Raw genomic sequence first — 13,012 nt, 5'->3', positions numbered from 1 at the left:
GCCGGACCCGGCGTGGGTGGGCAGCCGATCCATGCAGTGATCATTCGCACAGCCCGGGCCGGATTCGGCGCATTCCGGCCGATGCGGCAACGGCGAAGGCGGATGGCGATGCCGGCAGGGATTGTCGCGCCCAGCTGCCTTTGGGCCGGTCTCCGCGGTGGCAACGTCGGCAGCGCTAGCCACCACCGGTCCACCGCCGCTCTCACCGCATCAACCATGCAGCCAGCCCGCCCCTGAAACGCAGGAGGCCGGAATGCATGCATTCCGGCCTCCTGATCGATCACACCGACCGCCGCCGCGGCCAGCTTCCCGGCGCTGCTGCCGGATACCTCAGCGGCTGCCGCCGGCAGTGCTGACCGCGCGCTTTTCCAGCGCCTCACGCAGCTGCGCCGGCGGCAGGTAGCCACCGAGCTGGGTGCCGTCCGGCGCAAAGATCGCCGGGGTGCCATTGACGCCCAGACGCTGGCCCAGCGTGTATTCCATCGACACCGGGTTCTTGCAGTCCTTGGCATTCACCGGCTGCCCGGACTTGGCCGCGGTCAGGGCCTGCTTGCGGTCGGCGGCGCACCACACTGCGATCATTTCCTTGTGGTCCTGGCTGCCCAGGCCCATGCGCGGAAACGCCAGATATTCCACCGCGATGCCCTGCTTGTTGAGTTCGCCGATCTCGCTGTGCAGCTTGCGGCAGTAGCCGCATTCCACGTCGGTGAACACCGTCACGGTGTACTTGGGGTTTGCCGGTGCGAACACGATGCGGTCGGCCTTGGGCACTGTCTCCAGCTGCTTGCGGCGGTAGGCCAGCAGGCCCGGGCTGGCAGCGAACTGCTTGTTCTGGATGTCGAACGGCTGCGCCTGGATCAGGTAACGGCCGTCGTCGCTGACGTACAGCACCTGCCCGCCGACCACCACTTCGCGGAAACCGGGAAACGGCGCGGCGCCGATGTAGTCCGGCTTGAAATCCGGATCCAGCGCCTTGAGCGCGACGCTCACACGCTGGTCCACATTGCCCGCAGCAGCGGGGGCAGCGGCGGCAGCTGGCTTGGCGCCGGCATTGCTTGCCGCAGGCTGCGAGGATTGCGCGCAGGCGGTAAGGCTGATTGCGCCCAGCAGCGCGGCGATGGCAAGACGATACATTCACGCATCCAGTGGAATGGGGTGCCTGGATTCTCGCACAGCGCAGATGAAGCCAGGCAGCGAGCGGGACGCTTTGTTTGCCGGCCGAGCCGCTGAATGGGCCGCGGCGGGCCGCCATTGCGCCTGCGGCCGCAGTCAGCCGCGCGGATGATGGGCGGCGTGCAGCTTCTGCAGGTGCTGACGGGCCACCAAAGTATAGATCTGCGTGGTGGACAGCGAGCTGTGACCGAGCAGCATCTGCAGCGCGCGCAGGTCCGCGCCGTGGTTGAGCAGATGGGTGGCAAAGCTGTGCCGCAGCCCGTGCGGGCTGACCGTGGCGGGGTCGATCCCGGCCACCGCCGCATAGCGTTTGACCAGCGCCCAGAACTGCTGGCGGCTGGGCGGCTGCCGCGCTGCATCGATGAACAACGGCACCTGCCCGTCCACTGCCGCCACCGCCTTGTGGCTGGCCAGCAGTGGGCGCGCCTGGCTCAGATACCGCTCCAGCCAGTGCTGGGATTCCTCGCCCAGCGGCACCAGCCGCTCCTTGCTGCCCTTGCCGGTGACCCGCAGCACACCCTGCCGCAGGTTGACCCCCACCGCCGGCAGGTTGACCAGTTCGCTGACGCGCAGGCCGGCCGCATACATCAGCTCGAGCATTGCGCGGTCGCGCAGGCCCAGCGGCGTGTCGATCTCGGGCGCGGCCAACAGCGCCTCGATCTGCGTTTCGGTCAGCGCCTTGGGCAAGCTACGGGGCAACTTTGGTGGGTCGATCAGCGCCGTCGGGTCGTCGCTGCGTACCCCATCGCGCAGGCACAGCGCGTAGAACGCCCGCAGCGTCGACAATAGCCGCGCTGTGCTGCGTGGGGAGTAATTGGCCTGAGCGCGCCAGCGCAGATAGTCGAACAACGCCGCCCGATCGACACCCAGCAGGCCGCCGCCGGCACCGTCGCGCCAGCGCGCCAGCCCTTCCAGGTCGCGCCGGTAACTGTCTAGGGTCTGCCGTGCCACGCCCTGCTCGGCCCATAACCGGTCCAGGAAGCGTTCGATGGCGGCGGCATCGGCGGCCTGCACCGGTGGCAGGTGTTGCGCCAGTTGGCGACGTTCGGCGGGACTGCTGGCTGACATCGCAACAGCATAGAGCGTGACATGCGATTTGCGGCGCGCCGTGTTGGCCAGGCGCGAGATTGGCGGTGCGGCTTGCCTCGACGGGCCACCCACCACATCGCTCCTGCCTCGACGCACCGGCCCGGCCCGGCGCGGGATTGCCGCAGCGCGACGTTGCCCGATCGCCTGCGCCGGCTATGCTCGCGGCATGACCTCGCCCCCTTCACCGCGCAGCGCGCGACCGCCCGCCCTGGTGGTCTGGCGCCTGCTGGCCCTGTGCTACGACGCCTGGCCGGTCCTGGCACTATGGATGCTGATCTCCGCCGCGTTCACGCTGGGATTTACGCTTGCCGGGCACCCGGCCCGCGAAAACATCGCCCCCTTCAGCGGCTGGCAATGGCTGTTGTGGCTGTGCTGCTGGATCGCCGCCGGGGTGTACGCCACCGTCAGCTGGCGACGGGGTGGCCAGACCCTGGGCATGCGCCCGTGGCGGCTGTCGCTGGTCGGGCCGCAAGCCACCTGGCGCGCGCTCTGGATCCGCTATGCCGTCGGCACGCTGTCGCTGGCCTTGGCTGGCGCAGGATTCTGGTGGGCCTGGCTGGACCGCGACCGCCTGGCCTGGCACGACCGCGCCAGTGGTACCCGGCTGCAACGCACACCCAAACGCTGAAACGACCAGACCGCCCTCTTGCCGATCTCGACGGCAGGCGACAACGGAGTGCGACCGTCATGCGAACCACCCACCAGGCAACTGCTCGCGTGCAGGCAGTTAACTGCGGCGAACCGAGACGGGTGTGGACTCAATGCCCGCGTGCTGAGGGGCGCTCGATCAGCCACTGCACGGCATAGCCAACCAGATACAGCGCCACCAGAAATGGCGGAACCAATAGCAGATAGCTGTGCACCCAGGGCATATCGGTCAACCAGGCGTCAGCACCCATGGCATCAAGCACAGTCAGCTGTGGTGTCAGCGGCAACTGCAGCAATACAAAATGGCCCTTGGGGTCGCCACCAGCGTCGCTGGCCGCCCACACGCATAGAGCAGTTCCAGCGACGTATAGCAGGCAAAGCACGGTTCCGAATACGCTGAACCGACGCATCGGCGTCAGCTACTGCGCCGTCGAAACAGCCATGCCGACACGCCCAGCATCACCATCGGCGGCAGCGCGTAGGCGATGCGGTAATCCAGCTTGAGTGCGCCGGCCATACGGCCGAAGAACAGCTGCAGCAGCCAGAACCCCAGCGCGAACAGGATGCCCAGGAACAGCCGCTTGCCCAGGCCGCCGCTACGCAGCGAACCGAACGAGAACGGAATCGCCGCCAGGCACAGCGCCAGTACGTTGAGCGGATAGAACCAACGGCTCCAGTACTGGTCTTCGTAGTCGCGCGCGTCCAGGCCGTTGCGGCGGCGATACTCGATGCTCTGTTCCAGATCGCGCGCGGACAGGTTGCGCGGCTTGGCCAGACCAGCCGCCAGCGCCGCCGGGCTGAGCTGGGATTGCCACGGCAGCTCGGGGAAGGTTTCGCGCTGCACCGAGCGTTCCTGGAAGGTGTCGCGGCGCACCTGGCGCAGCGTCCAGGTCCCATTGCGGTTCTCGGCCAGTGCCGCATAGGTCAGCTGCTGCATGCGGCCGCTGGCATCGAGGTGGTACAGCCGCACATCGTGCAGGTCCAGCGCGGTGCCGCCGCCATCGAGCAGCTTTTCTTCGCCGCTGAGCGCATTGAGGAAGGTGTCGCCCTCGCGCGCCCACAGGCCGGAATAGCGCGAGCCGGCCATGTTGCTGTTGTAGCGGGCGCTGGTCTTGAGGGTATCGGCCTGGTTCTGTGCCCACGGCCCCACCGTCTCGCCACTGATCACCATGGTGGCGGTCAGCAGCGCCATGGCCGCCACCACCGAGGCCGACATACGCTTGCGCGACACGCCGAGCGCGCGCAGCGCGGTGAGCTCGGACGTTGCCGCCAGCTGGCCCAGGCCCATCAAGGCGCCGATCACCGCCGCGGTGGGAAACAAGGTGTAGGCCCGGCGCGGCACGGTATAGGCCACGTAGGCCACCGCATGGCCAAAGCTGTAGCTGCCCTGGCCGATGCTTTTGGCCTCGCTGGCAAAGGCGTTGACCAGGTCCAGGCCCAGCAGCACCGCCCACGTCAGCAGCACGGTGAACAACACCGCGCGCCCGATGTACCAGTCATGCACCCGCGGCATCAGCCTCATGCGCGCACCCTCGGCCGACGCACGCGGCCATCGCGCGCATACGCCCAGATCGCCACCGCCAGCAGCGGCAGGGTCAGCCACCACAGACCGAGCGCGGCCGGCGTCTTGCCATTGGCGATCCACTGGGTGCCGACGATCATCAGATTGGTGCCCACCATGTACGCCAGGAAGGCCAGCATGATCCGGCCATACCGCTGCTGCCGTGGCGCGCTGCGCGACAGCGGCAGGGTCAGCAGCGCGAAGGCCAGCGCCAGCAGCGGCGGCGCCAGGCGCTCATGCAGCTGCGCGCGCGCGGCTGGGCGCTGGTCCGACAGCAGCTGCGTGGTCCACATCACTTCCGGATCGTTGGCATCGTGCACCTGGGTCCGGTCGGGCAAGGCCACATCGTTGCTGGCGAACTTCATCAGGCGGTAGTCCAGGGTGTTGCCGGCGGCCGGGCCTTCGATGCGGTAGCCGTCCTCCAGGCGCAGATAACGGTCGGCCTTGCCTTCGAAGAACATCGCGCCACGGTCGGCGGTGACCACATCGATGCGGTCGTCCTTCTGGCGCTGCATGAAGACCTTGCCCAGGCCCTTGCCGTCGGCCGAGATCGTGGTCAGGTACACCACCCCGCCACCGGACAGCGGGGTGAACTTGCCCGACTCCAGGCCGGCCATCACGATGCTGCGGTTGGCGTCTTCCAGCATGGTCTCGGCGGTGCGGCTGGCCCAGGGGCCCAGCCACAGCGAGCACAGCCCGATCACCACCACCACCGGCACCACCAGCATCAGCATCGGCCGCAGCAGGCGCCGCGGGCCCACACCGATGGCGGTGATGACGGCCATTTCTGAATCGCGGTACAGCCGCGCCAGTGCCAATAACAGCCCCAGCATCAGCGCCAGCGGCAGGATGATCGGCAGATACGCAACGAATTGCAGGCCCACCTGAGACAGCAGCAAGCGAGCAGGGATGCGGCCGTCGGCGATATTGCCGAGGATATCCACCAGCACACCGCCGACGCTGACGACCAGCAGCACGATCAAGGTGGCCAGGAAGCTCTGGGTGAAATCGCTAAGCAGGTATCGATCGAGCTTCGGCATGGGGTGGGCTTGTTTTAAACTCTCGGATTCGTTCGCGGCGGCGCCAGCCTAGTCCGGTTGGCGTAAACAGCCCGCGATTGTACGGATTTGCCTACGGAATCTGATCAATGGCCCTGCAATTCACCCTGAACCAAGACGCGCCGGCAAGCGCCGCCGTCGACTGCATCGTGGTTGGCGTGTTCGCCGACAAGACCCTGTCGCCCGCTGCCCAGGCACTCGATAGCGCCAGCCAGGGCCGTCTGACGGCCCTGGTGGCACGCGGCGATGTGGCTGCCAAGACCGGCAGCACCAGCCTGTTGCACGACCTGCCCGGCGTCGCCGCCCCGCGCGTGCTGGTGGTCGGCCTGGGCGAGGCCGGCAAGTTCGGCGTGGCGCCGTACCTCAAGGCGGTGGGCGACGCGACCCGCGCGCTGAAGACCGGCCCGGTCGGCACCGCCCTGCTCACCCTGACCGAATTGCCGGTCAAGGCGCGCGACAGCGCCTGGAACATCCGCCAGGCCATCATCGTCAGCGACCACGCCGCTTACCGTTACACCGCCACGCTGGGCAAGAAGAAGGTCGACGAGACCGGCCTGACCACGCTGGCGATCGCCGGCGACGACGCCCGCGCACTGGCCGTGGGCGTGGCCACCGCCGAGGGCGTGGAGTTCGCCCGCGAGCTGGGCAACCTGCCGCCGAACTACTGCACCCCGGCCTATCTGGCCGAGACCGCCGCCGCGTTCGCCGGCAAGTTCCCCGGCGCCGAGGCCGAGATCCTGGACGAGACGCAGATGGAGTCGCTCGGCATGGGCTCGCTGCTGTCGGTGGCGCGTGGCTCGGCCAACCGCCCGCGGCTGATCGTGCTGAAGTGGAACGGCGGCGGCGACGCGCGTCCCTATGTGCTGGTCGGCAAGGGCATCACCTTCGACACCGGCGGCGTCAACCTCAAGACGCAGGGCGGCATCGAGGAAATGAAGTACGACATGTGCGGCGGCGCCAACGTCATCGGCACCTTCGTGGCCACCGTCAAGGCCGAGCTGCCGATCAACCTGGTGGTGGTGGTGCCGGCGGTGGAGAACGCCATCGACGGCAATGCCTACCGCCCCTCCGACGTGATCACCAGCATGTCCGGCAAGACCATCGAGGTCGGCAACACCGACGCCGAAGGCCGCCTGATCCTGTGCGATGCGCTGACCTACGCCGAGCGCTTCAACCCCGAAGCATTGGTGGACGTGGCCACGCTGACCGGCGCCTGCATGGTGGCGCTGGGCCACCAGACCGCCGGCCTGATGAGCAAGCACGACGACCTGGCCAACGAACTGCTGGCCGCCGGCGAGCACGTGTTCGACCGCGCCTGGCGCCTGCCGCTGTGGGACGAGTACCAGGGCCTGCTGGATTCCACCTTCGCCGACGTCTACAACATCGGCGGCCGCTGGGGCGGCGCGATCACCGCCGGCTGCTTCCTGTCGCGCTTTACCGAGAACCAGCGCTGGGCGCATCTGGACATCGCCGGCGTCGCCAGCGACGAAGGCAAGCGCGGCATGGCCACCGGCCGCCCGGTGGGGCTGCTGACCCAGTGGTTGCTGGACCGCGCGGCCTGATGTCGCCACGCGCTGCACTGGCGCTGATTGCCGGCTTCTCCGTTGTGAACGGAGCAGCCAGCGCGGTGCCGGGCTGGACCAACCCCGGCATCGATCTGCTCTGGATCGTCATGCAGATTGTGCTGTTGTTTGTCTGGCTGGCGGCCGACAGCCGCCGGCTCGGCTACCGCCGGCCGGCCTGGATGAATATCGGCATCGTGGCGTTCGCCGTGCTGTTCCTGCCGGTGTATCTGTACCGTTCGCGCCCGCCGGGGCGCCGCCTGCGTGCATTCGGCGGCCTGCTGTTGGCCGTGCTCGGCTTTGCTGCCCTGTTCGTGGCCGCCGGCATGGCCACCGAATTCTTGCTCTCCTCCCGCTTTGTGACCGCCTGATGCCCCGTGCCGACTTCTACCTGATCGCCAAACCGCGCTTCCTCAACGAACCGCTGCGGCTGGTCTGCGAGCTGGCGCGCAAGGCCAACGACGCCAACCTGTCCACGCTGATCCTGGCGCGCGACGCCGCGCAGGCCGAGGCACTGGACGACCTGCTGTGGGCATTCGACGACGAGGCCTACATCCCGCACCAGATTGCCGGCACCGACGAGGAAGACGAACTGGCGCCGGTGCTGATCGCCGCGCCGGAGTTCGATGCCCCCTCGCGCCCGCTGGTGATCAACCTGCGCGACGACCCCTACCTGGGCGCCTGCGACCGCGTACTGGAAGTCGTCCCGGCCGACCCCGCCGCCCGCGAACCGCTGCGCGAGCGCTGGAAGCAGTACAAGGCCCTGGGCCTGGAACTGACCAAATACGACATGTGAGAGGGCGGGGATTGGGGAGTCGGGATTGGGGATTGGTAAAAGCAACTCTTTTGCGCATCCCAGGGCTGCATCCAATGACGAATCCCCAATAGCCGATCTTCGCTCCACCGCACCACCGCTGACGTTGATGAGTGGATTGCCAGCGCTTCTCGCCGGCCCCATGACGCAACCAATCCCGAATCCCGAACAACGAATCGCCGCCTCTCTATGACCACCCTCGCCTCCAGCTACGAACCCTCTTCCTTCGAATCGCGCCTGTACGCGCAGTGGGAGGCGGCCGGTTATTTCGTGCCGTCCGGCAAGGGTGAGCCGTATACCGTGCTGCTGCCGCCGCCGAATGTGACCGGGACGCTGCACATGGGCCATGCGTTCCAGCAGACACTGATGGACGCGTTGGTGCGCTATCACCGCATGCGCGGCTTCGACACGCTGTGGCAGGTGGGCACCGACCACGCCGGCATCGCCACCGAGATGGTGGTGTCGCGCAACCTGGCCCTGGAAGGCAACGGCGAAACACGCGACTCGCTGGGGCGCGAGGGCTTCATCGCCAAGGTGTGGGAATGGAAGGCCGAGTCCGGCGACACCATCGAGCGCCAGATGCGCCGGCTGGGCACCTCCAGCGACTGGTCGCGCAGCACCTTCACCATGGACCCGCAGCCGTCGGCCGCGGTCAACGAAGCCTTCGTGCGCTGGTACGAGCAGGGCCTGATCTATCGCGGCCAGCGCCTGGTCAACTGGGACCCGGTGCTGAAGACCGCGATCTCCGACCTGGAAGTGGAAAACGTCGAAGAAGACGGCTTCCTGTGGTCGATCCGCTACCCGCTGGCCGACGGCGTGACCTACGAGCACGTCGAACACGATACCGACGGCGTCGAGACGCTGCGCGAAACCCGCGATTACCTGGTGGTCGCCACCACGCGCCCGGAAACCATGCTGGGCGATACCGCAGTGATGGTGCATCCGGAAGATCCGCGCTACGCCACGCTGCACAGCGCCCGCATCGTGCTGCCGCTGACCGGCCGGCAGGTGCCAGTGATCACCGACGATTATGTCGACCGCGCCTTCGGCACCGGCGTGGTCAAGGTCACGCCTGCGCATGACTTCAACGATTACCAGGTGGGCCTTAGGCATGCCCTTCCCCTGATCAATATTCTGGACGACCAAGCAAAAGTTCGACTGGAAGCGCCACGTATTGATCTTGAAATCATCGACAGTGAGCTCGGAGGCGATAATGGTTTGTCTCGCATCTCCAGCTCAGCCAGCATTCCTGTCAAGTCAATCGAGTTAATTCCCGCACGTTTTTCGGGATTAGATCGTTACGACGCACGCAAGCTGGTGCTGTCGGAACTGGAAGACCTGGGCGTATTGGTCGAAACCAAGCCGCACAAGCTGCAGGTGCCGCGCGGCGATCGCACCGGCCAGGTGATCGAGCCGTATCTCACCGACCAGTGGTTCGTGAAGATGGACGCGCTGGCCAGGCGCGGCCTGGAGCTGGTCGAAAGCGGCCAGGTCAAATTCGTGCCGCCGAACTGGATCAACACCTATCGCCACTGGATGGAGAACATCCAGGACTGGTGCATCAGCCGTCAGCTGTGGTGGGGCCATCGCATCCCGGCGTGGTTCGACGAGGCAGGCAAGTGCTATGTCGGCCACGACGAAGCCGAGGTGCGCGCGAAACACGGCCTGGGTGCCGACGTCGCGCTGCACCAGGACAGTGACGTGCTGGAAACCTGGTTCTCCTCGCAACTGTGGCCGTTCTCCGCGCTGGGCTGGCCGGATGCGAACGCGATGGCCGAGCGCGGCTTCGAGCGCTACCTGCCGTCGTCGGTGCTGGTCACCGGCTTCGACATCATCTTCTTCTGGGTGGCGCGCATGATCATGGCCACCGACAGCTTCACCGGCCAGGTGCCGTTCCGCGATGTCTACATCACCGGCCTGATCCGCGATGCGCAGGGCCAGAAGATGTCCAAGTCCAAGGGCAACGTGCTCGATCCGCTGGACATCATCGACGGCATCAGCATCGAAGACCTGGTGGCCAAGCGCACCAACGGGCTGATGCAGCCGCGCATGGCCGAGAAGATCGAAAAGGCCACGCGCAAGGAATTCCCGGACGGCATCATCGCCCACGGTGCCGACGCGCTGCGCTTCACCATCGCCGCACTCGCCACGCACGGCCGCGACATCAAGTTCGATCTCGGACGCGCCGAAGGCTACAAGAATTTCTGCAACAAGCTGTGGAATGCCACGCGCTTTGTGTTGATGAATACCGAGGGCGCGCGCTTTGCCGGCGTGCCGCAGCCGCGCACCGAGCCCGAGCAATGGATTCTGGCACGCCTGGACAAGGTCACTGCCGAAACCCACGCGCACTACGCCAACTACCGCTTCGATCTGCTCGCGCAATCGCTGTACGAGTTCGCCTGGAATGCGTTCTGCGACTGGTTCGTCGAACTGGCCAAGCCCGCGCTCAATGGCCAGGACAGCGAAGCTGCCGCCAGCACGCGGCACACTTTGCTCCATGTGCTCGAAGCGCTGCTGCGCCTGCTGCACCCGCTTGTTCCCTTCGTCACCGAAGAACTGTGGCAGCAGGTCGCACCGCGCCTGGGCATCACCGCCGCCACGATCTCGTTGCAGGCATTCCCGCAGGCAGGCGATATCGATACCGCCAGCTACGCCGGCGCAGAGGCCGATGTCGAATGGCTGAAGTCGATGGTGTCGGCCCTGCGTCGCGTGCGCAGCGAGTTGAACGTACCGCCGTCCAAACAGGTTCGCCTGCTGCTGCAGGCCGGCACTGCCGACGATCGCACCCGTATTGGCCGCTTTGCCTCGCAGCTGTCGTTCCTGCTCAAGCTCGAAGCGATCGACTGGCTCGATGCCGGCCAGGACACCCCGCCGTCGGCCACGGCCATCGTCGGTGAGCTGACCCTGCTGGTGCCGCTGGAAGGCCTGGTCGACATGGATGCCGAACGCACGCGCCTGGACAAGGAAATCAAGCGCGTGGAAGCCGAGATCGGCAAGTGCAATGGCAAGCTGGGCAACGCCACCTTCGTGCAGAACGCACCGGCCGTGGTGGTCGAACAGGAGCGTGCGCGCCTGAACGACTGGACCACGCAGCTGACAGGCCTGCGCGAGCAACGCGCCAAGATCTAACGCCGCCAAAACGCACAACGCCCGCAGTGTTGCGGGCGTTGCGGGAACAGATGCAACGCTGCATGCGTTGCATGTGGCAGACGCCGCCTTACAGTTTGCCTGCGCCGGCTTTTGCCTTGACGTCCGCAGCGACCTTGTCGGCCGACAGCAGGCTATAGGTGTACGGCGGGGTCCAACCGATGTTGCTATTCCACGAGCAGGTCAGTGCCTTGCCGTTGAGCAGTGAGCCCTGGTCGCGGTACACGCTGCCGCCGTAATCGGCCGCAATCTTGTCGCAGCTGCTCACCCCACTGATGTCGAACACGTTGCGCTCGGAGAAGATCTTGGACTCCTTGCCCACGCCGTGCGCGTGCGAGAACGGGTAGACCTTATTGCTGGTGCTGCCGACGTGGTAGTTGTTGTACAGGTGCACCTGGCCGAAGCGCACCCGCGGCGCGCGTGCGGAAATGTTCTCGAACAAGGTGTTGTGGATGGTCACCTTGAGCTTGCCGCTGTCGGTGCTGGAGGCGCTGTCGCTGGAGCCGATCAGGTCGTTCTTCTCGTGCGACTTGAACGCCGAGTAGGAAATGGTGACGAAGTTGGCGCCCTTCTTGACGTCCATCGCACCGTCGTGATGCTGCTTGGGGCGCCCGTTGGCGGTGCCGTTCTGATCGTCGGTGCGGCGACCGTCGGTGAAGGTGACATGGTCCACCCACACATTGGTCGCACCCTCGACCGTGAGGCCGTCGTACTCGGAATTCCAGTTGCCGGCACTGCCATCATCCGGGTCCCAGACCGGCTCCGGATCCCATGGATTTTCGATGGTGATGTTGCGGATGATGACGTCGTTGGCCTTGACGTAGAAATAGCCTTCGCGAATTTCCGCGTTGCTGGTGATGCCGATCAGCGTGGTCTTGGTCGGGATGTCCAGCCGCGCGCGGCTCTTCATATCCGAGGTCGTGGTGTACGGCTTGCCCTCGCTGACATCGATGATGCCGCTGATCTTGATGATGCGCCCGTTGCTGCCCACGCTGGCTTTCAGCGCGCTCTTCAGCTCGGCGGCAGTCTTGACCGTGTAGATGTTGGCAGCGGCCGCCTTGGAGCCGCCCTTGGTTCCCCCGTTCTGGGTTGCCCAACCAGTGGTTGCAACTTCCAGTGCAGGATCGGCGCAGGCAACGCCAACGACCAGCAACGACCCGACAAACAGCGACGCGGCGGCCGCCGTTGAAAATTTCGGCTTCATCTTGATGTCTCCCTCGAATGGGTTCGATGCGCCGCGCGGCGGCACACCCCTCGTCTAGCAGGCGCGGAACATACTTTTCATCTCTGTAATGTTCAGTTCCGCGACGCCGATACTAGGAGCATCGCAATGGCTTGTATCTAGCCGATGCATCGATGTGCACGCGCAGTCACGCAAACGGTTGCGGGACACGCAAGAGAAGACAAAACGCTGTAATCAAGACACGTGGAGACAATCGCGAGGACACTGCAGTGCAGCATGATCTGCAGCGCAGTACAGACGGGCGCGGGTCCAGCACGGTGTGCCACCACGCTCACAGACCTGCATATTTTTTTGACGCGCACAGCGGCCGCAATGCGCTCTAGCGCCTTCTAGCGGCATCTCGCATGCGAGGACGCAACTGGTCACGTCACCGAAAAGAGAAAATACAAGATGGCGAAAGAATCACCATGATGTGTGCGAGCACGTCATGCCAGATGGCGGCGCGCGAGCGGCCGACGCACGCGGTGCGTCAGGAACGATGTGCAGCCTTGCTGCGATCGATTGCAGTGACGCGCAAGGGCGCTGCTCACGGCATCGGCGATTGCCTGTTTACCCGATCGTCTGCTGTAACGACGAAGCCGCAGCTGCCGTGAGGCAGCGCAGTGCCGGCGCAATCGTCCGCCCGCGACGCAAGCGCCGGGCGGGATATCTGCTGGTCGTCAGGCCCCTACCAAGGCAAACGCGCGGCGCCTGTCAGGTGAGTGGCTGACAGTGCCA

11 protein-coding genes are annotated in these 13,012 nt (G+C 66.0%); 5 read left to right on the top strand and 6 right to left on the bottom strand.

All coding sequences use genetic code 11. The features are described from left to right. Positions 1–330 precede the first annotated feature (330 nt). Positions 331–1,134, bottom strand: a complete 804-nt coding sequence (locus AC1KVE_RS12085; protein ID WP_016902881.1) for a DsbC family protein — start codon at positions 1,132–1,134, stop codon at positions 331–333. Between the two features lie 135 nt (positions 1,135–1,269). Then, a complete protein-coding gene (gene xerD / locus AC1KVE_RS12080) occupies positions 1,270–2,241 on the bottom strand; it encodes a site-specific tyrosine recombinase XerD (protein ID WP_046344346.1) in 972 nt (323 codons plus the stop codon). A gap of 187 nt (positions 2,242–2,428) precedes the next feature. On the opposite strand from xerD, the gene AC1KVE_RS12075 reads away from it, so the two are divergent. Beyond that, on the top strand, positions 2,429–2,890 hold the full coding sequence (locus tag AC1KVE_RS12075) for an RDD family protein (protein WP_448121990.1): 462 nt from the start codon (positions 2,429–2,431) through the stop codon (positions 2,888–2,890). A gap of 130 nt (positions 2,891–3,020) precedes the next feature. Here AC1KVE_RS12075 and AC1KVE_RS12070 read toward each other — a convergent pair whose 3' ends face one another. Genes AC1KVE_RS12070 through lptF form a run of 3 tightly spaced genes read right to left on the bottom strand, consistent with a single transcriptional unit; the run spans position 3,021 to position 5,511 of the window. Next, positions 3,021–3,320, bottom strand: coding sequence for a hypothetical protein (locus tag AC1KVE_RS12070; protein WP_167709717.1), 300 nt, complete (start codon positions 3,318–3,320; stop codon positions 3,021–3,023). Between the two features lie 5 nt (positions 3,321–3,325). Then, positions 3,326–4,432 (bottom strand): LPS export ABC transporter permease LptG, encoded by a 1,107-nt coding sequence (gene lptG / locus AC1KVE_RS12065; RefSeq protein WP_024939127.1) that lies wholly within the window; start codon positions 4,430–4,432, stop codon positions 3,326–3,328. Next, positions 4,429–5,511, bottom strand: coding sequence for an LPS export ABC transporter permease LptF (gene lptF / locus AC1KVE_RS12060; protein ID WP_039814671.1), 1,083 nt, complete (start codon positions 5,509–5,511; stop codon positions 4,429–4,431). The genes lptG and lptF overlap by 4 nt, the downstream gene beginning before the upstream one ends. A 107-nt stretch (positions 5,512–5,618) precedes the next feature. On the opposite strand from lptF, the gene AC1KVE_RS12055 reads away from it, so the two are divergent. The 4 genes from AC1KVE_RS12055 (at position 5,619) to AC1KVE_RS12040 (ending at position 11,034) form a co-directional block, all read left to right on the top strand. Further along, entirely contained in the window at positions 5,619–7,091 is a 1,473-nt protein-coding gene (locus AC1KVE_RS12055) for a leucyl aminopeptidase (RefSeq protein ID WP_102251257.1), read from the top strand. Further along, entirely contained in the window at positions 7,091–7,462 is a 372-nt protein-coding gene (locus AC1KVE_RS12050; RefSeq protein ID WP_024939130.1) for a hypothetical protein, read from the top strand. Before AC1KVE_RS12055 ends, AC1KVE_RS12050 begins: the two co-directional genes overlap by 1 nt. After that, complete coding sequence (locus AC1KVE_RS12045) at positions 7,462–7,887, top strand: DNA polymerase III subunit chi (RefSeq protein ID WP_016902887.1); 426 nt, start codon at positions 7,462–7,464, stop codon at positions 7,885–7,887. The genes AC1KVE_RS12050 and AC1KVE_RS12045 overlap by 1 nt, the downstream gene beginning before the upstream one ends. Positions 7,888–8,094: 207 nt before the next feature. Then, positions 8,095–11,034, top strand: coding sequence for a valine--tRNA ligase (locus AC1KVE_RS12040; protein ID WP_481092122.1), 2,940 nt, complete (start codon positions 8,095–8,097; stop codon positions 11,032–11,034). 88 nt (positions 11,035–11,122) lie between these two features. Here the strand turns inward: AC1KVE_RS12040 and AC1KVE_RS12035 are convergent, their stop codons facing one another. After that, entirely contained in the window at positions 11,123–12,256 is a 1,134-nt protein-coding gene (locus tag AC1KVE_RS12035; protein WP_024939132.1) for a pectate lyase family protein, read from the bottom strand. Between the last annotated feature and the right edge of the window lie 756 nt (positions 12,257–13,012).

Source organism: Xanthomonas sp. NCPPB 2864, assembly GCF_056675615.1.
Note: the sequence above shows the minus strand (reverse complement) of the source record. Positions and strands in the feature narration are given on the sequence as shown.